The 24,093-nt window shown below is 65.8% G+C and carries 24 protein-coding genes and 4 tRNA genes; 23 read left to right on the forward strand and 5 right to left on the reverse strand.

Going from position 1 to position 24,093, the window contains the following annotated elements; translation table 11 throughout:
* Nucleotides 1–3: 3 nt before the first annotated feature.
* The 17 genes from fabG (at nt 4) to nagZ (ending at nt 15,610) form a co-directional block, all read left to right on the forward strand.
* Nucleotides 4–753: a 3-oxoacyl-ACP reductase FabG gene (fabG, locus tag CFB39_RS05720; RefSeq protein ID WP_006476504.1), complete on the forward strand. Its 750-nt coding sequence runs from the start codon at nt 4–6 to the stop codon at nt 751–753.
* Between the two features lie 144 nt (nt 754–897).
* Nucleotides 898–1,137, forward strand: a complete 240-nt coding sequence (gene acpP / locus CFB39_RS05725; protein WP_004197638.1) for an acyl carrier protein — start codon at nt 898–900, stop codon at nt 1,135–1,137.
* Nucleotides 1,138–1,301: 164 nt separating this feature from the next.
* A complete protein-coding gene (fabF, locus tag CFB39_RS05730) occupies nt 1,302–2,534 on the forward strand; it encodes a beta-ketoacyl-ACP synthase II (protein ID WP_089424849.1) in 1,233 nt (410 codons plus the stop codon).
* 12 nt (nt 2,535–2,546) lie between these two features.
* Nucleotides 2,547–3,011 carry a hypothetical protein gene (locus tag CFB39_RS05735; protein WP_089472413.1) on the forward strand — a complete coding sequence of 155 codons (465 nt, stop codon included), beginning with the start codon at nt 2,547–2,549 and terminating at the stop codon, nt 3,009–3,011.
* A 91-nt stretch (nt 3,012–3,102) separates the two neighbouring features.
* Nucleotides 3,103–3,702, forward strand: coding sequence for an RNA polymerase sigma factor RpoE (gene rpoE, locus CFB39_RS05740; RefSeq protein ID WP_006490873.1), 600 nt, complete (start codon nt 3,103–3,105; stop codon nt 3,700–3,702).
* An 86-nt stretch (nt 3,703–3,788) separates the two neighbouring features.
* Nucleotides 3,789–4,406, forward strand: coding sequence for a sigma-E factor negative regulatory protein (locus tag CFB39_RS05745; RefSeq protein WP_089424851.1), 618 nt, complete (start codon nt 3,789–3,791; stop codon nt 4,404–4,406).
* Between the two features lie 5 nt (nt 4,407–4,411).
* Nucleotides 4,412–5,464: a MucB/RseB C-terminal domain-containing protein gene (locus CFB39_RS05750; RefSeq protein ID WP_089472414.1), complete on the forward strand. Its 1,053-nt coding sequence runs from the start codon at nt 4,412–4,414 to the stop codon at nt 5,462–5,464.
* A 16-nt stretch (nt 5,465–5,480) separates the two neighbouring features.
* Nucleotides 5,481–6,980, forward strand: a complete 1,500-nt coding sequence (locus tag CFB39_RS05755) for a DegQ family serine endoprotease (RefSeq protein WP_089424852.1) — start codon at nt 5,481–5,483, stop codon at nt 6,978–6,980.
* A gap of 7 nt (nt 6,981–6,987) precedes the next feature.
* Entirely contained in the window at nt 6,988–7,230 is a 243-nt protein-coding gene (locus tag CFB39_RS05760; protein ID WP_089424853.1) for a glutaredoxin family protein, read from the forward strand.
* 193 nt (nt 7,231–7,423) lie between these two features.
* Nucleotides 7,424–9,217: a translation elongation factor 4 gene (gene lepA / locus CFB39_RS05765; protein ID WP_089472415.1), complete on the forward strand. Its 1,794-nt coding sequence runs from the start codon at nt 7,424–7,426 to the stop codon at nt 9,215–9,217.
* Nucleotides 9,218–9,233: 16 nt separating this feature from the next.
* The gene (lepB, locus tag CFB39_RS05770) at nt 9,234–10,127 is read left to right on the forward strand and encodes a signal peptidase I (RefSeq protein WP_027788005.1); all 894 of its coding nucleotides are present in this window, start codon (nt 9,234–9,236) and stop codon (nt 10,125–10,127) included.
* A 154-nt stretch (nt 10,128–10,281) separates the two neighbouring features.
* Complete coding sequence (gene rnc / locus CFB39_RS05775) at nt 10,282–11,508, forward strand: ribonuclease III (protein ID WP_089472416.1); 1,227 nt, start codon at nt 10,282–10,284, stop codon at nt 11,506–11,508.
* Between the two features lie 60 nt (nt 11,509–11,568).
* Complete coding sequence (era, locus tag CFB39_RS05780; RefSeq protein ID WP_006476493.1) at nt 11,569–12,468, forward strand: GTPase Era; 900 nt, start codon at nt 11,569–11,571, stop codon at nt 12,466–12,468.
* On the forward strand, nt 12,455–13,291 hold the full coding sequence (gene recO, locus CFB39_RS05785) for a DNA repair protein RecO (protein ID WP_011351416.1): 837 nt from the start codon (nt 12,455–12,457) through the stop codon (nt 13,289–13,291). Before era ends, recO begins: the two co-directional genes overlap by 14 nt.
* Complete coding sequence (gene pdxJ, locus CFB39_RS05790; RefSeq protein ID WP_089472417.1) at nt 13,288–14,064, forward strand: pyridoxine 5'-phosphate synthase; 777 nt, start codon at nt 13,288–13,290, stop codon at nt 14,062–14,064. The genes recO and pdxJ overlap by 4 nt, the downstream gene beginning before the upstream one ends.
* Nucleotides 14,065–14,136: 72 nt before the next feature.
* Nucleotides 14,137–14,565, forward strand: coding sequence for a holo-ACP synthase (gene acpS / locus CFB39_RS05795; RefSeq protein WP_011351418.1), 429 nt, complete (start codon nt 14,137–14,139; stop codon nt 14,563–14,565).
* A gap of 16 nt (nt 14,566–14,581) precedes the next feature.
* On the forward strand, nt 14,582–15,610 hold the full coding sequence (gene nagZ / locus CFB39_RS05800; RefSeq protein ID WP_089472418.1) for a beta-N-acetylhexosaminidase: 1,029 nt from the start codon (nt 14,582–14,584) through the stop codon (nt 15,608–15,610).
* A gap of 190 nt (nt 15,611–15,800) precedes the next feature.
* Here nagZ and CFB39_RS05805 read toward each other — a convergent pair whose 3' ends face one another.
* The 3 genes from CFB39_RS05805 to earP all read right to left on the reverse strand — a co-directional run bounded on the left by CFB39_RS05805 (nt 15,801) and on the right by earP (nt 19,334).
* Complete coding sequence (locus CFB39_RS05805) at nt 15,801–17,186, reverse strand: sigma-54 dependent transcriptional regulator (RefSeq protein ID WP_039348354.1); 1,386 nt, start codon at nt 17,184–17,186, stop codon at nt 15,801–15,803.
* Nucleotides 17,187–17,455: 269 nt separating this feature from the next.
* Nucleotides 17,456–18,013, reverse strand: coding sequence for an elongation factor P (gene efp, locus CFB39_RS05810; RefSeq protein ID WP_011351421.1), 558 nt, complete (start codon nt 18,011–18,013; stop codon nt 17,456–17,458).
* 127 nt (nt 18,014–18,140) lie between these two features.
* On the reverse strand, nt 18,141–19,334 hold the full coding sequence (gene earP / locus CFB39_RS05815; RefSeq protein ID WP_089472419.1) for an elongation factor P maturation arginine rhamnosyltransferase EarP: 1,194 nt from the start codon (nt 19,332–19,334) through the stop codon (nt 18,141–18,143).
* A gap of 76 nt (nt 19,335–19,410) precedes the next feature.
* Here earP and uvrC point away from each other — a divergent pair, with 76 nt between their 5' ends.
* The 6 genes from uvrC to CFB39_RS05845 all read left to right on the forward strand — a co-directional run bounded on the left by uvrC (nt 19,411) and on the right by CFB39_RS05845 (nt 22,762).
* Nucleotides 19,411–21,444: an excinuclease ABC subunit UvrC gene (gene uvrC, locus CFB39_RS05820; protein WP_089472420.1), complete on the forward strand. Its 2,034-nt coding sequence runs from the start codon at nt 19,411–19,413 to the stop codon at nt 21,442–21,444.
* Between the two features lie 90 nt (nt 21,445–21,534).
* Nucleotides 21,535–22,122 (forward strand): CDP-diacylglycerol--glycerol-3-phosphate 3-phosphatidyltransferase, encoded by a 588-nt coding sequence (gene pgsA, locus CFB39_RS05825; protein WP_011351424.1) that lies wholly within the window; start codon nt 21,535–21,537, stop codon nt 22,120–22,122.
* Nucleotides 22,123–22,257: 135 nt separating this feature from the next.
* A tRNA-Gly gene (locus CFB39_RS05830) sits at nt 22,258–22,333 on the forward strand.
* Between the two features lie 53 nt (nt 22,334–22,386).
* Nucleotides 22,387–22,462 (forward strand) — tRNA-Gly (locus CFB39_RS05835).
* Nucleotides 22,463–22,513: 51 nt separating this feature from the next.
* Nucleotides 22,514–22,589, forward strand: a tRNA-Gly gene (locus CFB39_RS05840).
* 99 nt (nt 22,590–22,688) lie between these two features.
* A tRNA-Cys gene (locus CFB39_RS05845) sits at nt 22,689–22,762 on the forward strand.
* 96 nt (nt 22,763–22,858) lie between these two features.
* Here CFB39_RS05845 and CFB39_RS05850 read toward each other — a convergent pair.
* The gene (locus CFB39_RS05850) at nt 22,859–23,407 is read right to left on the reverse strand and encodes a GNAT family N-acetyltransferase (protein ID WP_089472421.1); all 549 of its coding nucleotides are present in this window, start codon (nt 23,405–23,407) and stop codon (nt 22,859–22,861) included.
* Nucleotides 23,408–23,465: 58 nt separating this feature from the next.
* Complete coding sequence (locus CFB39_RS05855) at nt 23,466–24,089, reverse strand: helix-turn-helix domain-containing protein (protein ID WP_089424862.1); 624 nt, start codon at nt 24,087–24,089, stop codon at nt 23,466–23,468.
* Between the last annotated feature and the right edge of the window lie 4 nt (nt 24,090–24,093).

A 24,093-nucleotide genomic window follows, 5' to 3' on the forward strand; every position in this document is an offset into this window, starting at 1 on the left:
TTCATGGACAAGACTCTCGATAAACAGGTTGCGATCGTCACCGGCGCATCGCGCGGCATCGGCCGTTCGATCGCGCTCGAGCTCGCGCGCCTGGGTGCGACGGTGATCGGCACGGCGACGAGCGAATCGGGCGCCGCTGCGATTACCGCGGCGTTCGCGGAAGCGGGCGTCACGGGCCGCGGCGCGGTGCTGAACGTCAACGACGCGGCAGCCGCCGAGGCGCTGATCGACGCGACCGTGAAGGAATTCGGCGCGCTGAACGTGCTCGTCAACAACGCGGGCATCACGCAGGACCAGCTCGCGATGCGGATGAAGGACGAGGACTGGGACGCGGTGATCGACACCAACCTGAAGTCGGTGTTCCGCCTGTCGCGCGCGGTGCTTCGCCCGATGATGAAGGCGCGTGGCGGCCGCATCATCAACATCACGTCGGTGGTCGGCTCGGCCGGCAACCCGGGTCAGGTCAACTACGCGGCTGCGAAGGCCGGCGTGGCGGGCATGACGCGTGCGCTTGCACGTGAAATCGGTAGCCGCGGCATCACCGTGAACTGCGTGGCGCCGGGCTTCATCGACACCGACATGACGAAGACGCTGCCGGAAGAACAGCAGGCCGCGCTCAAGACCCAGATTCCGCTCGGCCGCCTCGGCAGCCCGGAAGACATCGCCCATGCCGTCGCGTTCCTCGCATCGCCGCAAGCCGGTTACATCACCGGTACGACGCTGCACGTGAACGGCGGCATGTACATGTCGTAACGATTTTCGTTTACCATCCGCGCCGTATCCCGTTTTTCAGGCGGACCGGCGCTTGATCGACCATCAAGCCAACGCGCGTTTTGGCGTCAGCAAACCTGATAAAATGCGCGCACTTGTAAATCTGAACTTTCCCTCGGAGGGGTAATGGACAACATCGAACAACGTGTCAAGAAGATCGTCGCTGAACAACTGGGCGTCGCGGAAGCCGAGATCAAGAACGAAGCTTCGTTCGTGAACGACCTGGGCGCCGACTCGCTCGACACGGTCGAACTGGTGATGGCTCTGGAAGACGAGTTCGGCATGGAAATCCCGGACGAAGAAGCAGAGAAGATCACGACCGTTCAGCAAGCGATCGACTACGCTCGCGCGAACGTCAAGGCGTAAGCGCCTTTCGCGCTTGTCCGCCACGTCGCCGCGATCTTCGCGATTGACGCGCCATCCTGCCGGCTTCGCGCCGGACGGACTAACAGCCACAGGGCTCGCAGGGCTGGTTCCTGTGGCCACTGTGGCTTTTGTTTTTGTCATCCAATAATGGAAAAGAGGTTACCGTGAGCCGCCGTCGTGTTGTTGTTACAGGCCTGGGGCTGATTTCGCCTGTTGGCAATAATGTTGCCGACGGCTGGGCCAATCTCGTCGCCGGCAAGTCCGGTATCGCCACCGTCACGAAGTTCGATGCGTCGAACCTCGCCTGCCATTTCGCGGGCGAAGTGAAGGGCTTCAGCGCCGAGGAGTACATCCCGGCGAAGGAAGCCCGGAGCATGGATACGTTCATCCATTACGGCATCGCCGCCGGCGTCCAGGCCATCAAGGACAGCGGGCTGGAAGTGAACGAAGCCAATGCGGAGCGCATCGGCGTGATGGTCGGTTCCGGCATCGGCGGCCTGCCGATGATCGAAGATACGCACCAGACCTACGTCGATCGCGGCCCGCGCCGGATTTCGCCATTCTTCGTGCCGGGTTCGATCATCAACATGATCTCGGGTCACCTGAGCATCATGTTCGGCCTGAAGGGCCCGAACCTCGCGGCCGTGACGGCCTGCACGACCGGCCTGCACAGCATCGGCCTCGCCGCGCGCCTGATCCAGGCCGGCGACGCCGACGTGATGGTTGCGGGCGGCGCCGAATCGACGGTGTCGCCGCTCGGCATCGGCGGTTTCGCGGCAGCGCGTGCGCTGTCGACCCGCAACGACGATCCGGCCAGCGCATCCCGTCCGTGGGACAGGGACCGCGACGGCTTCGTGCTGGGCGAGGGTGCCGGCGTGATGGTGCTCGAGGAGTACGAAGCGGCGAAGGCACGCGGCGCGAAGATCTACGCGGAAGTCTCGGGCTTCGGCATGACGGGCGACGCGTACCACATGACCGCGCCGAACATGGACGGCCCGCGCCGCTGCATGGTCGCGGCACTGCGCGACGCCGGCATGAACGCGGACGAGGTCCAGTACCTGAACGCGCACGGCACGTCGACGCCGCTGGGCGACAAGAACGAGTCCGACGCGGTGAAGGCGGCCTTCGGCGAGCATGCGTACAAGATCGTCGTGAACTCGACGAAGTCGATGACGGGCCACCTGCTGGGCGGCGCGGGCGGCCTCGAATCGGTGTTCACGGTGCTGGCGCTGCACAACAACGTGTCGCCGCCGACCATCAACATCTTCAACCAGGACCCGGAGTGCGATCTCGACTACTGCGCGAACACCGCGCGTGACATGAAGATCGACGTTGCCGTGAAGAACAACTTCGGCTTCGGCGGTACGAACGGCACGCTGGTGTTCAAGCGCGTCTGACGCCGCAATCGCTTGACGAGTCCATTCGATGCTCCGGCCGGGCGCCCGCAACGCTTTGCGTTGCGGGCCTCGGCCGTGTCGTATTTCGTGCTGGCCGTGTTCGTCGCGTCGGCTACCGCGTCGGCCTACCTGTTCTGGGCGCCGCGCGCGGGCGCGGCCGCCGGCGCAGGCGTGTCAGCCGTGACGGCCGCGCTGCTGGCCGTGTGTGCTGCGCGGGCCTGTGCCCGCCGGCTGCCGGCCGAGTTGCAGATCGACGCGTTCGGGGAAGTCGCGGCGTTTGGCCGCACCGGACGCCTGCTGGCACGCGGCCGAGTGACGGGGCATGCGCACTGGAGCAGCCTGCTGCTGGTGCTGTCGGTCGGGCAGGGTGCCCGGCGGGCCCGGCCGCTGCTGATTCCGGCCGATGCGCTCGACGCCGCATCGTTCAGCGCGCTGTCCGTGCTGGCGAGAACGGCGGGCGCGGCGGGGCGGGTTTGACGGCGGCACGGTTACCTACCGTAACCAGCGGCCGGCGCGGGAACGCTACAATAGCGCTCCGCGTTGCATCCCTAGTTAACGGATTTGTCAGGTGAGTGAAAAAGAAATCGATCAGGCTCTGGTCGAGCGCGTACAGAAGGGCGACAAGGCAGCGTTCGAACTCCTGGTCTCCAAATACCACCGCAAGATCATTCGGCTGATTTCGCGCCTCGTGCGGGATCCCGCCGAGGTCGAGGATGTGGCCCAGGACGCGTTCATCAAGGCGTATCGTGCGCTGCCGCAATTCCGCGGCGAGTCGGCGTTCTATACGTGGTTGTACCGAATTGCCGTCAACACGGCGAAGAACTACCTTGCGACGCAAGGCCGCCGGGCGCCGACCTCGACGGAGGCCGATGCGGAGGAAGCGGAAACTTTCTCCGACGCAGACCAACTAAGGGATATCAACACGCCTGAGTCGATGTTGATGAGCAAGCAGATTGCCGAGACGGTCAACGCTGCCATGGCTCTGCTGCCCGAAGAACTGCGCCAGGCAATTACGCTGCGCGAGATCGAGGGCCTGAGCTACGAAGAGATCGCGGAAATGATGGGCTGTCCGATCGGGACGGTCCGGTCGCGGATCTTCCGCGCACGCGAGGCAATCGCTGCCAAATTGCGTCCGCTGCTCGATACGCCCGAAGGCAAGCGCTGGTAAGCGCGACAGGCGGAGCGACGCGGGTCGGGGTCTAGTTACGGTTAGAGTCGTGAAGTCACGACGGGGTGTGCAAGATGGGGAGCATCATGGGGTCGGTCAATACGCAGTCGCAAGCGTGCTCGCGCGGCGAGCGCCTTTCCGCGCTGGTCGACGGCGAAATGTTCGAAGGCCCGGACAACGGGCAGTTTCTGGCTGAGCTCAACCGCGCGGATCGCGCTGCGTGGGCCCATTACCACCTGATCGGCGATGCGCTGCGCTCGGACGAGCTCGCGCTGTCGCCCGCGCTGAGCGTGGCGTTCACCGCGCGCATGTCGGCTGCGCTCGAAAGCGAGCCGCACCTGCTCGCGCCGGCGGCCGCACCCGTCGCGCGCAAGCTGCTGTCGCTGCGCCGGCGCGTCGTGCCCGCGTTCGCGGTTGCTGCCGCGGCGGCCACGCTGACGTGGATCGTCGTCCCGCAAATGCAGACGGCCGGTGCCCCGGGCGCCGTCCAGGTCGCGTCGGCCGGTGCGCCGCAAGGCGGCAACCTGCAGCGCGTGACGGTGGCGCAGGCATCGGCCCAGCCGGGCCTGCAGGACGTCAACATCATCCGCGACGCCAGCCTCGACCAATACCTTGAAGCGCACCAGCAATTCGCGCAGCAGCCCGTCGTCACGGGTTCGATGCCGCTGATCCGCGCTGCCGTGACCACCACGCCAGGCCAATAAACCCGATGCGGACATTGCAGTTGAATCACGCCATCTCCGGATGGAAGCGGCTGCCGGCCCTCCTGCTTTGCGCAGCCGCCCTGTTGTCCGTTCAATCCCTTCCTGCCAGCGCCCAGCAACCGGACGATCCCGTCGCGACCCGCAAGGGTGCCGCCGACTGGCTCGACCGTGTCCAGCAAGCGGCGCAGCAGCAGAGCTACGAAGGCACGTTCGTCTACCAGCGCGGCGGGTATGTGCAGTCGTCGCGCATCGCGCACGTCGCGTCCCGCGACGGCGAGTTCGAGCGCATCGAGACGCTCGACGGCAAGCCGCGCAAGCTGCTGCGACATAACGACGAGCTGTACACGTTCGTGCCCGAGCGCAAGCTGTGCGTGGTCGAGCGCCGTCAGACGCGCGACTCGTTCCCCGCGCTGCTCGGCGCGAGCGGCGAGCACGTGATGTCCGTCTACGACGCGAAGTCGCTCGGCAAGGACCGCGTGGCAGGGATCGACGCGCAGGTCGTCGAACTCGTGCCGAAGGATGCGTACCGCTTCACGTACAAGCTGTGGGCCGACGCGCGCACGGGGCTGCTGCTGCGCTCGCAGACGCTCGATGCGAACGATCACGTGCTCGAGCAGATCGCGTTCTCGCAACTGCAGACGGGCGGCGCAAGCGGCGACAAGGCCGCGATCGCGGCCGGGATGCGCAACCTGAGCGGCTGGACGGTCGTGCGGCCGCCGGTCGCGACGGTCGACATGGAAGCACAGGGCTGGCAGCTCGCCCCGAGCGTGGCTGGTTTCCAGAAGATTCGCGAAGTACGCCGGCCGATGGCCGCGCGTGACGCGGGCGAGCCGCCGATCCCGGTCGATCAGGCCGTCTTCACCGACGGTCTCGCGACGATCTCGGTGTTCATCGAGCCGGCCGAAAAGAATACGCGCAAGGAAGGCGCGGGCAGCACCGGTGCGACGAACGTGCTCGTGAAGCGCCGCGGCGACTACTGGATCACCGTACTCGGAGAAGTGCCGCCGGCTACGTTGCAGCAGTTCGCGTCTACCATAGAATACAAGGCTTCCAAGTAACGCTACGGCTTCCGACATGACGAAACTCACGCTGCGCAAAGTGCTCGCGGCGGCGGCGCTGTGTGCCTGCCTGCCGCTCGTCCCGCAAACCGCGGTCGCTGTCACGCCTCCCGCTGCCAGCCTTCCCGATTTCGCCGATCTCGTCGAAAAGGTCGGCCCCGCGGTCGTGAACATCCGGACCACCGCGAACGTGCCGGTACCCGGCCCGCGCGGCGTGCTTCCGCCGGGCTTCGACAACGGCGACATGTCGGAATTTTTCCGCCGCTTCTTCGGCATTCCGCTGCCGCAGGCGCCGGGCAACGGTAGCGGCAATGGCGGCGGCAATCCGAAGAACGCGCCGACGCCGGACAATCCGCCCGACACCGAACAGAATCGCGGCGTCGGCTCGGGCTTCATCGTGTCGGCCGACGGCTACGTGATGACCAATGCGCACGTCGTCGACGATGCGGACACCATCTACGTGACGCTGACCGACAAGCGCGAATTCAAGGCGAAGCTGATCGGCGTCGACGATCGCACGGACGTCGCGGTCGTCAAGATCCAGGCGTCGAACCTGCCGGTCGTCGCGATCGGCGATTCGAACAAGGTGCGCGTCGGCGAGTGGGTCGTCGCGATCGGTTCGCCATTCGGCCTCGACAACACGGTCACGGCCGGCATCGTCAGCTCGAAGAGCCGCAATACCGGTGACTACCTGCCGTTCATCCAGACCGACGTTGCCGTGAACCCCGGCAACTCGGGCGGCCCGCTGATCAACATGCAGGGCGAGGTGATCGGCATCAACTCGCAGATCTACAGTCGTACCGGCGGCTTCATGGGCATCTCGTTCGCGATTCCGATCGACGAGGCGATGCGCGTGGCCGACCAGCTGAAGGCGACGGGCAAGGTCACGCGCGGCCGGATCGCGGTGGCGATCGGCGAGGTGACGAAGGACGTGGCCGATTCGATCGGGTTGCCGAAGGCCGAGGGCGCGCTCGTCAGCAGCGTCGAGCCGGGTGGCCCGGCCGACAAGGCGGGTATCCAGCCGGGCGACATCATCCTGAAGTTCAATGGTCGTTCGGTCGACGCGGCGTCGGATCTGCCGCGCATGGTCGGTGACACGAAGCCCGGCACGAAGGCGACGGTCAGCGTATGGCGCAAGGGTCAGGCACGCGATCTGCCGATCACGATCGCGGAAACGCCGGCCGAAACGACGGCAAAGGCCGAGCAGCGCAAGAACGCGCCGCAGAAGCCGCGCCAGACCAATTCGCTCGGTCTGACGGTCAGCGACCTGACGGCGGAGCAGATGAAGACGCTGAAGCTGAAGAACGGCGTGCAGATCGACGGCGTCGACGGCCCGGCCGCCCGTGCGGGCCTGCAGCGCGGTGACATCGTGCTGCGCGTCGGCGACACCGACATCACGAACGCGAAGCAGTTCGCCGACGTGACCGCTCAGCTCGATCCGCAAAAGGCGGTCGCGGTGCTCGTGCGGCGTGGCGACAACACGCAGTTCGTGCCCGTGCGGCCGCGCCAGAAGTAACGCGCCGATGTTCACGCTTTACGGCCGCGGCTGGTGCCACCTGTGCGACGACATGCGCGACGCACTGGCGCCGGTGGCGGCCGAATTCGGCGTCGCGGTCGATTACGTCGACATCGACACCGACGCGGCACTCGTCGCCCGCTACGACGAGGACGTGCCCGTGCTGTTGCTGGACGGAGCGGAGGTATGCCGCCACCGGTTCGACGACGCGCGGGTGCGCGACGCGCTGGCGGCCCGGCGCCGAGCCTGACCTGCCGCGGGCGAGTGTCGTTTCGCACGGGGCTTGGCCCGGCGGGCGCCCCCCGACGACCACCGCACGGCCCGGCGTAGGAAATACCGCCCGGCAAAGGCCTTTTCAGCTAAAATAAGCTGTTTTTTCACCGACTTACACAAGGCGTGCTCTGCAGTCGTCGAGCGCGCCTTTTTCGCTTGATCGGCACTGAATGGATCATATTCGCAATTTCTCGATCATCGCGCACATCGACCATGGCAAGTCGACGCTCGCGGATCGCATCATCCAGGTATGCGGCGGCCTCGCCGACCGTGAAATGGAAGCGCAGGTGCTCGACTCGATGGATATCGAGCGCGAGCGCGGCATCACGATCAAGGCGCAGACTGCCGCGTTGTCCTATCGCGCGCGCGACGGCAAGGTCTACAACCTGAACCTGATCGACACGCCGGGGCACGTCGACTTCTCGTACGAAGTCAGCCGTTCGCTGTCCGCGTGCGAAGGCGCACTGCTGGTCGTCGATGCGAGCCAGGGCGTCGAGGCGCAAACCGTCGCGAACTGCTATACGGCGATCGAGCTCGGCGTCGAGGTCGTTCCCGTGCTGAACAAGATCGACCTGCCGGCCGCGAATCCCGAGAACGCGATCGAGGAGATCGAGGACGTGATCGGCATCGACGCGACCGACGCGACGCGATGCAGCGCGAAGACGGGCCTCGGCGTCGAGGACGTGCTCGAGTCGCTGATCGCGAAGGTGCCGCCGCCGAAGGGCGACCCGGCCGCGCCGCTGCAGGCGCTCATCATCGACTCGTGGTTCGACAACTACGTCGGCGTCGTGATGCTGGTGCGCATCGTCAACGGCACGCTGCGCCCGAAGGAAAAGATCAAGCTGATGGCGACCGGCGCGCAGTATCCGGTCGAGCACATCGGGGTGTTCACGCCGAAGTCGCGCAACCTCGAATCGCTGTCGGCGGGGCAGGTGGGCTTCATCATCGCGGGCATCAAGGAGCTGACGGCCGCGAAGGTCGGCGATACCGTCACCCACGTGGCCAAGGCCGCCACCGAGCCGCTGCCGGGCTTCAAGGAAGTGAAGCCGCAGGTGTTCGCGGGGCTGTATCCGGTCGAGGCGAACCAGTACGACGCGCTGCGCGAATCGCTCGAGAAGCTGAAGCTGAACGACGCGTCGCTGCAGTACGAGCCGGAAGTGTCGCAGGCGCTCGGCTTCGGCTTCCGCTGCGGCTTCCTCGGGCTGCTGCACATGGAAATCGTGCAGGAGCGGCTCGAGCGCGAGTTCGACATGGATCTCATCACGACCGCACCGACGGTCGTCTACGAGGTCGTGCAGAGCGACGGCTCGACGATCATGGTCGAGAACCCGGCGAAGATGCCGGAGCCGGGCCGCATCGCCGAAGTCCGCGAGCCGATCGTCACCGTGAACCTGTACATGCCGCAGGATTACGTGGGCTCGGTGATCACGCTGTGCGAGCAGAAGCGCGGCTCGCAGATCAACATGCAGTATCACGGCCGCCAGGTTCAGCTCACGTACGAGATCCCGATGGCCGAGATCGTGCTCGACTTCTTCGATCGCCTGAAGTCGGTGTCGCGCGGCTACGCGTCGATGGACTACGAGTTCAAGGAATACCGTTCGTCGGACGTCGTGAAGGTCGACATGCTGATCAACGGCGACAAGGTCGATGCGCTGTCCATCATCGTGCACCGTTCGCAGTCGCAATACCGCGGCCGCGAAGTGGCCGCGAAGATGCGCGAGATCATCCCGCGCCAGATGTACGACGTGGCGATCCAGGCCGCGATCGGCGCGCACATCGTCGCACGTGAAAACATCAAGGCGCTGCGCAAGAACGTGCTCGCGAAGTGCTACGGCGGCGACATCACGCGGAAGAAGAAGCTGCTCGAAAAGCAGAAGGAAGGCAAGAAGCGAATGAAGCAGGTGGGTTCGGTCGAGATCCCGCAGGAAGCGTTCCTTGCGATCTTGCGCGTCGAAGACAAATAACAGGACTGATCCTTTTATGAATTTTGCGCTGATTCTTTTTGTGCTCGTCATCTTGACGGGCGTAGCGTGGGTGCTGGACAAACTGGTGTTCCTGCCGCAGCGTCGCAAGGCGGCCGACTCGGCGATCGAGGAGTTCGATCGCCAGCAGTCGCGCATCGACAAGCGCTTCGCGGATGAAAACGCGGTGCAGACGCGTTCGAAGCTGCGTGACGAGAAGTTGCGCCAGCCGTGGTGGCTCGAGTACACGGCGAGCTTCTTCCCGGTGATCCTGGCGGTGTTCGTCGTGCGTTCGTTCGTCGTCGAGCCGTTCAAGATTCCGTCGGGCTCGATGGTGCCGACGCTGCTCGTCGGCGATTTCATCCTCGTCAACAAGTTCGAATACGGGCTGCGCCTGCCGGTCACGAACACGAAGATCACGCAGGGCAGCCCGCTGTCGCGCGGCGACGTCGTCGTGTTCCGTTATCCGAAGGACGAGTCGGTCGACTACATCAAGCGCGTGATCGGCCTGCCGGGCGATACCGTCGCGTACCAGGACAAGCAACTCACGATCAACGGCCAGCCGGTGCCCGAAACGCCGCTGCCCGATTTCTTCGACGACGAGCGCCAGAACTACGCGAAGCAGTTCGAGGAAACGATCGGCAACAAGAAGAACGCGATCCTCAACAACCCGGCCGTGCCGCCGTTCGTGATGGGCGCATACGACTATCCGTTTCGCGACAACTGCACGTACAACAGCCGCGGCGTGATCTGCAAGGTGCCGCCCGGTCACTACTTCATGATGGGCGACAACCGCGACAACAGTGCGGACAGCCGCTACTGGGGTTTCGTGCCGGACCAGAACATCGTCGGCCGCGCGTTCTTCATCTGGATGAACTTCAGCGACCTGAAGCGCATCGGTTCCTTCAACTGATCGCAATCGACTCACTCGCACTACGCGACGCACGGGCCGCGTCGCGTATTGCCGAACTACTTTAAGAAGCGGCGGTAACACCGCCTCGTCACGCCTTTTCGCGTCCGGCCGTGCCGTTTCGGCCCGACCGGGCGCCCGCGTTATACTCCTGCACATGCCCTCATCCCAGTTGGAAAGCCGGCTGCGCTACGAATTTCGCAATGCGGAATTGTTGCGTCAGGCTTTGACCCATCGCAGTCACAGTGCCACGCACAACGAACGGCTCGAGTTTCTCGGCGACTCCGTTCTGAATTGCGCGGTGGCCGCCCTTTTGTTCCAGCGTTTCGGCAAGCTGGACGAAGGCGATCTGTCGCGCGTACGCGCCAACCTCGTCAAACAGCAGTCGCTGTACGAAATTGCTCAGGCCCTGAATATCTCGGACGGACTGCGGCTCGGCGAGGGCGAGCTGCGCAGCGGCGGGTTCCGCCGCCCGTCGATCCTCGCGGACGCGTTCGAAGCCATCATCGGGGCCGTGTTCCTCGATGGCGGCTTCGAAGCCGCCCAAGGGGTCATCAAGCGCCTCTATATCCCGATTCTCGACCACATCGATCCGCGCACGCTCGGCAAGGACGCGAAGACGCTGCTGCAGGAATACCTGCAGGGGCACAAGATCGCGCTGCCGACCTACACGGTGGTCGCGACGCATGGTGCGGCGCACAATCAGCAATTCGAAGTCGAATGCACGGTGCCGAAGCTCGACGTGAAGGTGTCGGGCTCCGGTGCGAGCCGGCGCGCAGCCGAGCAGGCTGCCGCGAAGAAGGCGCTCGATGAAGTGATGGCGGCCGCGCCGATGCTGGCCGCGAAGCCGAAGCGCTCGAAAAACGCGCGCGGGTCGAAACACGTCGAACCCGAAATCGTGCCGGGCGTGAAGGGCGTGCAGGAAGCGCTCGACCTGCGCTCGCCGGAGCGGAAGGAACGCGCGGCGGCGCGCGAGGCAAGGGCGGCCGGTGCGGCGCCTACGGCAACCGCTGCGACCGGTGCCGAGCCGGCCGCGGCGCCGATGGCCGCGATTCGCGCGGCGCATGTCGACGCGGCGGCGGAAAAGGGCGAACGGGCGGCGAAGCCGGCGGCCGACAAGGTTGTCGACAAGCCGGCCGAGCGAGCCGACAAGGCCGTGGAGAAGCCCGCGGAAGCCGTGCCCGCTGCACGCGCAGCCGACAAGCCGGCCGGCCAGTCCACCGATCCGGCATCGTCGTCCGCCGACAAGTCTTCCGCCGGTACCGACCCCGCTTCGCGTGCGGCTGCGCGCACACGCGACGCCGCGGCGCCGGATTCCGAGACGCCGCCGGGCGGCGCGAGCCTCGCCGCCGCGCAGGCGCGCGTGGCCGATGCCGACCACTGAATTGCCCATCGATCGTGCCGCGCGCCGCGCGGCCGTTTCCGAACCTGTCTCCCAAACGATATGAACACTCCCGCTCCTACCGGTTTCCGTTGCGGCATGATCGCGATCGTGGGCCGCCCGAACGTCGGCAAGTCGACGTTGATGAACGCACTCGTCGGCCAGAAGATCAGCATCACGTCGCGCAAGGCGCAGACGACCCGCCATCGCATCACCGGCATCAATACGTTCGACGACGCGCAATTCGTGTTCGTCGACACGCCCGGCTTCCAGACCCGTCACAGCACCGCGCTGAACCGTTCGCTGAACCGCGCGGTCACGTCGACGCTGACGTCGGTCGACGTGATCCTGTTCGTGATCGAGGCCGGCCGCTTCGGCCCCGACGACCAGAAGGTGCTCGACCTGATTCCGCCCGGCATGCCGACGTTGCTGATCGCGAACAAGATCGACCGCGTGAACGACAAGGCCACGCTGTTCCCGTTCATGCAGAAGGTGAGCGAGCTGCGCGAATTCACCGAACTCGTGCCGCTGTCGGCGCAGAAGCCGGAAGACATCAAGCGCCTGCTGGACACGATCAAGCCGTACCTGCCGGAAGGCGAGCCGATCTACGGTGAGGACGAGCTGACCGACCGCAGCTCGCGTTTCCTCGCAGCCGAAATCCTGCGCGAGAAGGTGTTCCGCTGGACCGGCGACGAACTGCCGTACACGAGCACCGTGCTGATCGACAAGTTCGAGGAGGAAGGGCGCCTGAAGCGCATCTTCGCGACGATCCTTGTCGAGCGCGATTCGCACAAGGCGATGGTGATCGGCAAGAAGGGCGAGAAGCTCAAGCAGATCAGCACCGAGGCGCGGATGGACATGGAGAAGCTGTTCGACGGCCCGGTGTATCTCGAGACCTTCGTGAAGGTGAAGAGCGGCTGGGCCGACAACGAGGCGGGGCTGCGCGCCTATGGGTACGAATGACGCGCTGACGTCGACTGAAGACGCGGTGACGGCCGGCGCGAACGACGCGCCGCTGCCGGCACCGCCTGAACCGCCGCGCAAGGCGCGGCGCGCGACGTCACGCACGTCCGATTTCCGTGTCGCCGAGCAGCCGGCGTACGTGCTGCACAGTTATCCGTATCGGGAAACGAGCCTGATCATCGACGTGCTGACGCGTGATCATGGCCGGCTCGCGCTCGTCGCGAAGGGCGCGAAGCGCCCGCACTCCGCGCTGCGCGGCGTGCTGCAGACCTTCCAGCCGCTGCTGCTGTCCTGGTCCGGCAAATCCGAGGTGCGCACGCTGACGGGCGCCGAGTGGGTAGGCGGGATGCTGCCGCTCGGCGGCGACGGGCTCTTGTGCGGCTTCTACGCGAACGAGCTGCTCGTGAAATTCTGTGCACGCGAAGATCCCCAGCCGCCGCTCTTCAATCATTACGTGCTGACCCTCACGCGCCTCGCGCACGGCGAACCCGCGGTGCAGGTGCTGCGCTCGTTCGAGCGCGTGCTGCTGCGCGAGACCGGCTACGCGATGGCGCTGAACCGCACGGTCGCGCGCCGCGCGGTCGAGCCTGATCGTCGCTACGTGTTCGATCCCGAGCGTGGCGTGCGCAACGCGGATGACGAAGTCCCGTCGCACTGGCCGGTCATTTCCGGACAGACGTTGCTCGATATGGAGCAGGACGATTACCATCGAGCCCAGACGGTTGCGCAAAGCAAGACGCTGATGCGCTTCCTGCTGAACACCTATCTCGGCGGTACGCCGCTTGCCACGCGTCAGATCCTGATCGACCTGCAAAACCTATGAGCTTCTTCCTGACAACGCCCACCGCCATCGACCTCGGCGTCAACATCGACCACGTCGCGACGCTGCGCAATGTGCGCGGCACGACCTATCCCGATCCGATCCGCGCGGCGCTCGCCGCCGAAGAAGCCGGTGCGGATGCGATCACGCTGCACCTGCGCGAGGATCGCCGCCACATCGTCGATGCGGATGTGCGCAAGCTGCGTCCGCTGCTGAAGACGCGCATGAACCTCGAATGCGCGGTGACGGCCGAGATGCTCGATATCGCCTGCGAAGTGCGTCCGCACGACGCGTGCCTCGTGCCCGAGAAGCGCGAGGAACTGACGACCGAAGGCGGTCTCGATGTCGCCGGTCACTTCGAGGCCGTGCGTGCGGCATGCAAGCAGCTTGCCGACGTGGGTGTGCGCGTGTCGCTGTTCATCGACCCGGACGAGACGCAGATCCGTGCCGCACACGAAGCGGGCGCGCCGGTGATCGAGTTGCACACGGGCCGTTACGCCGAAGCGCATGACGAAGCCGAGCAGCAGCGCGAATACGAGCGCATCGTCGCGGGCGTTCAGGCCGGCGCGCGGCTCGGCCTGAAGGTCAATGCCGGTCACGGCCTGCACTACACGAACGTGCAGCAGATCGCCGCGATCGACGGCATCGTCGAACTGAACATCGGCCACGCGATCGTCGCGCACGCGATTTTCGCGGGCTGGGACAACGCGGTGCGCGAAATGAAGGCGATCATGGTCGCCGCTCGCGTTGCCGCGCTGCATGGCGGCGCGCGCTGAAGATGACATGCCGCCGCGCGTCGCGCGTCATGCCTGACCCGGCCCGGCCGGGTCGTACCGGCGCGTACTGACATGGCGATCTACGGCATCGGTACCGACATCGCCCAGGTGAGCCGCATCGCGGCCGTGCTCGAACGCACGGGCGGCCGGTTTGCCGAGAAGGTGCTGGGCCCCGACGAGCTGCGCGTGTTCCATGCGCGCCGCGCCCGCTCCGAGGCGCGCGGCATCGCGTTCCTCGCGACGCGCTTTTCCGCGAAGGAAGCATTCTCGAAGGCGATCGGGCTCGGCATGCACTGGCCGATGACGTGGCGTGCGCTGCAGACCCTCAACCACCCGAGCGGCGAGCCGTACGTCGTCGCATCGGGCGAGCTGGCCGACTGGCTGGCGGCCCGTGGCATCACGGCGCGCGTGACGGTCAGCGACGAACGCGACTATGCGGTGTCGTTCGTGGTCGCCGAGACGGACGCCGCGCCTGCACCTGTTTCCCGAACCTCCTCCTGACGGAATACCCGATTCGATGAAAACGACTCCCGGCCCGGTCATGCTCGACGTCGTCGGCACGGCCCTGTCGCGCGACGATGCGCGGCGCCTCGCGCATCCGAATACCGGCGGCTTGATCCTGTTCGCGCGGCACTTCCAGAACCGCGCGCAACTGACCGCGCTGACCGACTCGATCCGCGCGGTGCGCGAAGACATCCTGATCGCCGTCGATCACGAAGGCGGGCGCGTGCAGCGTTTCCGCACCGACGGCTTCACGGTGCTGCCCGCGATGCGCCGCCTGGGCGAGCTGTGGGATCGCGACGTGCTGCTCGCGACGAAGGTCGCCACGGCCGTCGGCTACGTCCTGGCCGCCGAGCTGCGCGCGTGCGGGATCGACATGAGCTTCACGCCCGTGCTCGACCTCGACTACGGGCACTCGAAAGTGATCGGCGATCGCGCGTTCCATCGCGATCCGCGCGTCGTCACGCTGCTCGCGAAGAGCCTGAACCACGGGCTGTCGCTCGCGGGGATGGCGAACTGCGGCAAGCATTTCCCGGGGCACGGCTTCGCGGAGGCCGACTCGCACGTCGCGTTGCCGACCGACGACCGTACGCTCGACGCGATCCTCAAGCACGACGTCGCACCGTACGACTGGCTCGGTTTGTCGCTGTCCGCGGTGATTCCCGCGCACGTGATCTACACGCAGGTCGACAAGCGGCCGGCCGGTTTCTCGCGCGTGTGGCTGCAGGACATTCTGCGCGGACGGCTCGGCTTCACGGGCGCGATCTTCAGTGACGACCTGTCGATGGAAGCCGCGCGCGAAGGCGGCACGCTCACGCAGGCGGCCGACGCCGCGCTCGCGGCCGGTTGCGACATGGTGCTCGTCTGCAACCAGCCGGACGCGGCCGAGGTCGTGCTGAACGGGCTGAAAGCGCGGGCCACGGACGAGTCGGTGCGACGCATCAAGCGGATGCGTGGGCGCGGCAAGGCGCTCAAGTGGGACAAGCTGATCGCGCAGCCCGAGTATCTGCAGGCGCAGGCGCTGTTGAGCAGCGCACTGGCCTGAGCGGGGAGGGGATGGCGCGACCCGCGCCGTTCCGGTTACCGAAACAAAAAGCCGCGCGATCGCGCGGCTTTTTCATGGATTACTGCTGGTGCGAACCGGGCAGCTTCAGGAATTCAGGCAGGTCGACGTAGTGAGTTTTGATGCAACTAACGGTCAAGCCCTGCCAGTGCCCTCGAACATCGCTGCCTGCTCAGTTCACCTTCATCCGCTGCAGCTTGTTGTACAGCGTCTTCGGACTGATGCCGAGCAGCGTTGCCGCACGGTGGCGCGTGCCGCCGACGGCGTCGAGCGTCGCGCGGATCAGCAGATCCTCGACGTCGGACAGCGGCGTGCCGACCTTGATCTGCACGCTGCTGCCGTTCAGTGCGGCGCCGGCCGAGAAGCTCGGCTCGCCCGCGCGCAGCGTCTCGATGAAATCGCCCGATGCGTCGTACGCGAAGCGCACGCGCTCCTGCAACTCGCGCACGTTGCCCGGCCATTCGTAGGACAGGCATTCACGGACGAAGCCCGGCGCCGCGCGCTTGTCGGTCGTGCTGCGGCCGGTTGCGCGCGCGTCGCGGTTCAGTTCGTCGATCAGCGCATCAGCGATCGCGAGCGCATCGCCGTCGCGCTCGCGCAGCGGCGGCATCGTGATCGATGCCGCATCGAGGCGCAGCCACAGATCCTCGCGCAGCGTGCCGTTCGCGACCGCTTCGCGCGCCGGGCGGCGCGTGGTCGCGATCAGCCGGAAATCGCTCGTGATCGAACTCGTGCCGCCGATCCGCATGAAGTTCTGCGAATCGAGCGCATGCAGCAGCGCTTCCTGCAGCACGAGCGGCAGTGCGGTGATTTCGTCGAGGAACAGCGTGCCGCCGCCGGCCTGTTCGAACAGGCCCGATTCGCGGCGCTCGGCGCCATCGAACGCACCGCGCTCATGGCCGAACAGCACGCTGTCGAGCGACGCACCGTGCCGGCCGGCCTGTGCGATCGTCCGGCAGTCGAACGACACGAACGGCCCCTTGCGGCGCCGGCTCAGGTCGTGCAGCGTACGCGCGGCCAGCTTCTTGCCGGTACCGGCTTCGCCCGAGAACAGCACCGCCGTTTCGGTGCGCGCGTTGTGCTCGATCATGTCGTACACGTGCTGCATCGCGTCGCTGCGGCCGACCAGCGCGCCGAAGCGGCCGAGATGGCGCAGCGACGCGCGCAACGACTGCACTTCGTCGATCAGTTCGTACGGACGCGGGATCCGCGCGAGCAGGCTGCGCAGGCGCGGAATGTTGATCGGCTTCAGCAGGTAGTCCCAGATGCCGTGACGCAGCCCCTCGATGGCGCTCTCGACCGTCGCATTGCCGGTCAGCACGATGACGGGCAGCGAGCCGTTCGGCTGTTGCTGCGGCAGGTGCTGGAGCAGGTCGAACCCGCTGCCGTCCGGCAGGTTCAGGTCGACCAGGACGACATCGGGAATCGAGCGGCCGAGCGCCGTGCGCGCTTCTGCGAGCGACGTGGCCGTGTCGACCGAGAAGCCGTCCGCGGCGAGCAGCGCGGTGAGGCCGGACAGACTGTTGGGATCGTCTTCGACAATCAGGGCGTGTGGCATGGTGGACGCAAGTCGAGTCAAGAGAGGCGGGCTGTCGGTCATCGTGGCCGCAGCCGCATGTCAGATTAAAGACTGATTTTATGCCCCGCTGAACGCGTAACGAGCAATATTTCTCCGGCGCTATAAAACAGTTACCGATGATACAAATTGAATATCTTTACCGGTGGCTTTTGTGCTTTACATGAGCCTGACTCTCGCCCGGTTGTTGGTGCCGGACAAACAAAAAGCGCCCCGAAGGGCGCTTTGTTCGATGCGGGTATCGCTGGCGATTACGCGCGGCTGCGGTATTCGTTCGTACGCGTATCGATTTCGATCTTGTCGCCGGTGTTGCAGAACAGCGGCACTTGCAGTTCGAAGCCCGTTGCGAGCTTGGCGTTCTTCAGCACCTTGCCCGACGACGTGTCGCCCTTGACTGCCGGTTCCGTGTAGGTGATCTCGCGAACCAGGACGGTCGGCAGTTCGACCGAGATCGCCTTCTCGTTGTAGAACACGACTTCGCAAGCCATGCCGTCTTCGAGGTAGTTCAGCGCTTCGCCCATCATTTCCGCTTCGACTTCGAACTGGTTGTAGTCGGCGTCCATGAACACGTACATCGGATCGGCGAAGTACGAGTACGTCACTTCCTTGCGGTCGAGCACGACGACGTCGAACTTGTCGTCAGCCTTGTAGACCGCTTCCTGGCCTGCGTTCGTCAGCAGGTTCTTCATCTTCATCTTGACGACGGCGGAGTTACGGCCCGACTTGTTGTATTCAGCCTTGGCGATGACCCATGCGTCGCTGCCGATCTGCACGACGTTGCCTACGCGGAGTTCCTGTGCGGTTTTCATAAAAAACTGTCCTGATCAAATCAAATAAATAGGTGCCTGAGCGTTGCGCAACGGGTGAGGCGCCAAGCGGTGCATTCCGGTGGACGCCAAAAGCGAGCGCTTGCCTGGTCAGCCGTCGGATAACCGCTTATTTTAACTGAGATTTTGCGTATTCCGCCAGCTTTCCGGCGAGATCGCCGACGGCCGCGAGCGCATCGGCCCAGCGGGCCGCGTTGGCGTCCAGTGCGGCGCGGTGCTGCCAGAAATCGCCCCAATCGGGCGTGCCGACGCCGTTCCATGCGTGCCAGAACCGCTCGAGCGCCGCGCGTGGCGCGTCGGCGAGGCCGGCCGACAGGTGCGCGAGCGCCGCGTCGAGCTTCGGCAGGTGGACGTCGTCGGCCTGCGGGTAGATGTGCCACACGAACGGTTTGCGGGCCCACTGCGCCCGGACGAACGAATCCTCGCCGCGCACGAAATTGAGGTCGGCCACCCACAGCAACGGATCGTAGTCGGCCTGGGGGACGAACGCGAGCCCGTGAGCAGTCAGGTTGCCGCTGCGCGCATGCGTGCCCGCGCCGAACGACTCGACCCCGAAAAAATGCGCAACGGCAGGCGACACGCGGCCGGCCGGCACGAGCGCGACGACCGGTGTCGGGTCGTCGCGCCACTGCGCGAGCAGCGCGTCGACGGCCGGATTCTCGTACGCGAACAGGCTGACGACCGTCGTACCAGGGGCCGGCGGCGCGCCGCCGGTCGCGCGCTGCCACCAGGCATCGCGCGCCGCCGCGTCGGCTTCGAAGGCCATGCGGCGCGCATCGAGGTCATGCTCCTTCAGGACGCCGCCGGTGCCGGCCGACAGGCCGGGGAAGAAAAACGTCTTCAGCAGCGGGTAGCGCGGATGCGGCGATGGCCGCAGATGGAAATCGGCGACCCAGTCTTCGGCGCTCAGGTATTCGAGGTTGATCCACACCGGGCGCCGTTCGCGCCGCGCCATCGCCGCGAGATACGCGCCGGGCAGCTCGCACGCGAACGCTTCGATGACGACATCGGCGATCTCCAGCGCGTCGCCGGCTTGCGCATGCCAGTGCTCGATCACGATCGCGTCGACCGTCTGCCGCCCCGCGTCGGGATCGACCCCGGGCAGCAGGCGCGCGAACGTGCGCAGGTCGTCGACGAACAGGCGAACCTGCCAGCCGTGCTCGTGCGCGAGCTGGCGCGCGACGCGCCAGCAGACGCCGATGTCGCCGAAATTGTCGATCACCGTACAGAAGAGGTCGCAGGCAATCGGTTCGCCCGGCGCGAGCGGCGCGGCGGGCAGCGGGGCAGCGGTGGTGCGGGGCATCGAAGCGGGCCGGTGAATGCTCTAAACTGGCGATTCTAATAGACCCGTTCCGCGTTACAAGGCGCCCGGATCACGCATGACATCCCCTGAAGCTTCCGATACCCCGTTCGAACCGAAGAAGATCCTTGCGCAGTTGCCGCACATGCCGGGCGTCTATCGCTATTACGACACGGCGGGCGCCGTGCTCTATGTCGGCAAGGCGCGCGACCTGAAGAAGCGCGTATCGAGCTATTTCACGAAGACGCAGCTATCGCCGCGCATCGCGATGATGGTCACGCGCATCGCGCGCATCGAGACGACCGTCACGCGCTCGGAGGCCGAGGCGCTGCTGCTCGAGAACAACCTGATCAAGGCGCTCGCGCCGCGCTACAACATCCTGTTTCGCGACGACAAGTCGTATCCGTACCTGAAGCTCACCGCGCACCGTTTTCCGCGGATGGCCTACTACCGCGGCTCGGTCGACAAGCAGAACCAGTATTTCGGGCCGTTCCCGAGTGCCTGGGCCGTGCGCGAGAGCATCCAGATCCTGCAGCGCGTGTTCCAGCTGCGCACCTGCGAGGATTCGGTCTTCAACAACCGCACGCGGCCGTGCCTGCTGCACCAGATCGGGCGCTGCACGGCGCCGTGCGTCGGCGCGATCTCCGACGAGGATTACGCGATCGACGTATCGAATGCCGCGCGTTTCCTGCTCGGCCGGCAGTCCGAAGTGATGAAGGAGCTCGAGCAGAAGATGCACGCGTTCGCGGCCGAACTGAAATTCGAGCAGGCGGCGGCCGTGCGCAACCAGATGAGCTCGCTCGCGACGGTGCTGCACCAGCAGGCGATCGAGGTCGGCAGCGACAGCGACGTCGACATCCTGGCCGTCGTCGCGCAAGGCGGGCGCGTGTGCGTGAATCTCGCGATGGTGCGCGGCGGCCGGCATCTCGGCGACAAGGCGTATTTCCCGACGCACGTCGAGAGCGCGCTGACGCTCGCCGAGGGCGGGATCGGCGACGAGTCCGAGCTGGCGGAGGCGGCCGATGCGTCCGCCGACGTATTGCCCGACCTGCCCGCGGAAGAACCCGGCCGCACGCGCGGTGACGCGGGGGCGTCGGTCGAGGCCGAAGTGCTCGACGCGTTCATCGCGCAGCACTATCTCGGCAACCGCGTGCCGCCGGTGCTGGTCGTGAGCCATGCGCCCGCGAGCCGCGACCTGCTCGAGCTGCTGTCCGAGCAGGCCGGCCACAAGGTGTCGCTGGTGCGGCAGCCGCAGGGGCAGCGGCGTGCGTGGCTGTCGATGGCCGAGCAGAATGCGCAGATCGCGCTCATGCGGCTGCTGTCCGAGCAGGGCTCGCAGCAGGCGCGCACGCGCGCGCTCGCGGAGACGCTCAGCTACGAATGCGACGATCTCGCGACGCTGCGCATCGAATGCTTCGACATCAGCCATACGATGGGCGAGGCGACGCAGGCGTCGTGCGTGGTCTACCACCATCACAAGATGCAGTCGGGCGAATACCGCCGCTACAACATCACCGGGATCACGCCTGGCGACGACTACGCGGCGATGCGGCAGGTGCTCACGCGCCGCTACGAGAAGATGGTCGAGCAGGCCGCGCAGGCGGCTGCCGCCGACGATGCGGCCGGCATCGACGGCGAGTCGACGCGCCAGGCCGAGGCGTCGAGCCTGCTGCCGAACATCGTGCTGATCGACGGCGGCAAGGGTCAGGTCGAAATCGCGCGCCAGGTGTTCACCGAGCTCGGCCTCGACACGTCGATGCTGGTCGGTGTCGCGAAAGGCGAGGGGCGCAAGGTCGGCCTCGAGACGCTCGTGTTCGCGGACGGCCGCACGCCGCTCGAACTCGGCAAGGAAAGTGCCGCGCTGATGCTCGTCGCGCAGATCCGCGACGAGGCGCACCGCTTCGCGATCACCGGCATGCGTGCCAAGCGGGCGAAGACGCGCCAGACATCGCGGCTCGAGGAACTCGAGGGCGTCGGCGCGAAGCGCCGGCAGCGGCTGCTCGCGCGGTTCGGCGGGTTGCGCGGCGTGGTTGCCGCGAGTGTCGAGGAACTCGCGAGCGTCGAAGGCATCTCGCACGCGCTCGCCGAGCAGATCTACAAGCAGCTTCACTGACGCGGCCGTGCGGCCGGCCGCCTTGCCAGCGTTCTTGTGGCAGGCCGGTCGACACGGCACAATTGCGAATCCTTTACTGTCCCGCATGCCATGCCGTTCAATTTCCCGATTTTCCTGACGTGGGTACGGATCGTGCTGATTCCGCTCGTCGTCGGCGTGTTCTATCTGCCGGACACGGTGATGGGCGGCGCGCACCGCAATCTCGCGGCGGCGGCGATCTTCATTCTTGCGGCGCTGACGGACTGGTTCGACGGCTACCTGGCACGAAAGTGGAACCAGACGTCGTCGTTCGGCGCATTTCTCGATCCGGTGGCAGACAAGCTGATGGTGACGGCCGCGCTGCTGATCCTCGTGCAGATTTCGCGGGTCGACGCGGCGATCGCGCTCGTGATCGTCGGACGCGAGATCGCGATTTCGGCGCTGCGCGAGTGGATGGCGCAGATCGGCGCGTCGAAGAGCGTCGCGGTGAACCAGCTCGGCAAGTTCAAGACCGCATGCCAGATGGTCGCGATTCCGATGCTGCTGTTCTACGGGCCGCTGCCGCTCGGCGTCGCGACGATCGACACGCGCGTGTGGGGCGAATGGCTGATGTATCTCGCCGCAGTGCTGACGATCTGGTCGATGCTGTACTACATGAAGCTCGCATGGCCGCAGATTCGCGAGCGCGGCGGCGCGTGATGCGTCCGGTCGAGCAGGTTTTTGGAAAAAGGGCTCGAAAAGCCCTTGACACACGAATGTGCCTTCGACATAATCTCGCTTCTCCGCTGCACGACGAAGTAAGTGTGTGACGGGGAAGCAGTAGCGCAGCAATACGCGGGAGTAGCTCAGTTGGTAGAGCGCAACCTTGCCAAGGTTGAGGTCGCGAGTTCGAGACTCGTCTCCCGCTCCAGATTTTTTCTGGCAGCGTGTTGTACGGCAAAGCGCTGCAGATGCAGGACACATGCGGGAGTAGCTCAGTTGGTAGAGCGCAACCTTGCCAAGGTTGAGGTCGCGAGTTCGAGACTCGTCTCCCGCTCCAGATTTTTCTGGCAGCGTGTTGTACGGCGAAGCGCTGCAGATGCAGGACAATGCGGGAGTAGCTCAGTTGGTAGAGCGCAACCTTGCCAAGGTTGAGGTCGCGAGTTCGAGACTCGTCTCCCGCTCCAAGTAATGGGGAAGCCACGCTTCCCTTTTTATTTGATGGACTTTCAGTCCTCGAATAAAAATCTGTCGCTTGCCTCACGGCATTCGCACAGTCCGCTTTTGGCGCGATAGCAAAGCGGTTATGCAGCGGCCTGCAAAGCCGTTTAGGCCGGTTCGACTCCGGCTCGCGCCTCCAGGTAGAAAGAGAAAAAGCCCCGCTTCGGCGGGGCTTTTCTTTTTTCTGCATCGCTTGCGGCCGTCGTGCATGGTGCATGCGACGGCCTGCGGGCGATCAACCATCCACCGGCTGCGCCGGCGTGTCGAGCGTCAACTGATAGAACGCCGCGTCGAGCCAACGGCCAAACTTGAATCCCGCCTGCGTGATCGTGCCCGAGTGCACGAATCCGAGCTTCGTATGCAGTGCGACGCTTCCCGCATTGGTCGCATCGATACAGCCGACCACCACGTGCACCTGCGCTTCGCGCGCGCGCCGGACTACCTCGCGCAGCAGCACCTCGCCCAGCCCGCGGCCGCGCTGGTCGCGATGCACGTACACACTGTGTTCGACCGTGTACTTGAAGGCGGGGAACGCGCGGAACGTGCCCCAGCTCGCAAAGCCCAGCAGCGTGCCCGACGCGTCGACCGCGCCGATGACCGGGAAGCCGCCCGCGCGCTTCGCCGCGAACCACGCGACCATCGCTTCCGGCGGGCGCGGCTTGTAGTCGTACAGCGCGGTCGAGTTCGCGATCGCGTCGTTCAGGATCTCGAGGATGGCCGGCGCATGCTCGGCCTCGCTGCAATCGATCAGGCGCACGTCGTCGCGCTGTTTCGGGGAATTCATACCGGCTCCTGTAGGCAGTAAATAGGGCGCGCGCATCGCTGCTGCGACGACGCGCTCATCAGGGGTTCCGCACGCCGGCGGCGGCAGACGCATCGCAGATCGCGACGACATAGCGCGCGGCATGCGACGACGGATTGCTGAAAATCAGCGGCTGGTCGAGCCGCATGGCCAGGCAGTCGCCTTCGTGAAGTTCGTGAAGCGCGTCGCCGAAAGTGACGTCGACGCGGCCACTGATGACCCACACCTGCTGATGCAGCGCGCTTTCACGTCCGCCGCTGTCGTACGCGACGCGTGCACCGGGCGGGAAATCCACCTCGACGAGCTGGATCGGCGACGGCCAGCCGGCCGGGGAGAGGTTGCGGCGCACATAGCCGGACGCCGGATCTCGCCATTCGGCCTGCTGCGCGCGGCGGGCCAGCGGCTGCGCGGGCGTGTCGTCCTGGTCGCCGCCGAACAGGCCGGCCAGCGATACGCCGAGGCCGGCCGCGAGCTTGTCGAGCACGACGGCCGTCGGGCTGGCCGAAGCGCGTTCGATGAGCGAGATCATCGAACGACTGACGCCGGAGCGCGCGGCCAGCGCATCGAGCGTGTAGCCTCGCACGGTGCGCAGGTCGCGTACGCGCCGGGCGATGCGTTCGTTGATGCCGGTGTCGTCGGCAACGGCGGTTGCTGATTCTTTCATGATG

The sequence above is a fragment of the Burkholderia sp. AU6039 genome (assembly GCF_002223365.1).
GTDB lineage: Bacteria > Pseudomonadota > Gammaproteobacteria > Burkholderiales > Burkholderiaceae > Burkholderia.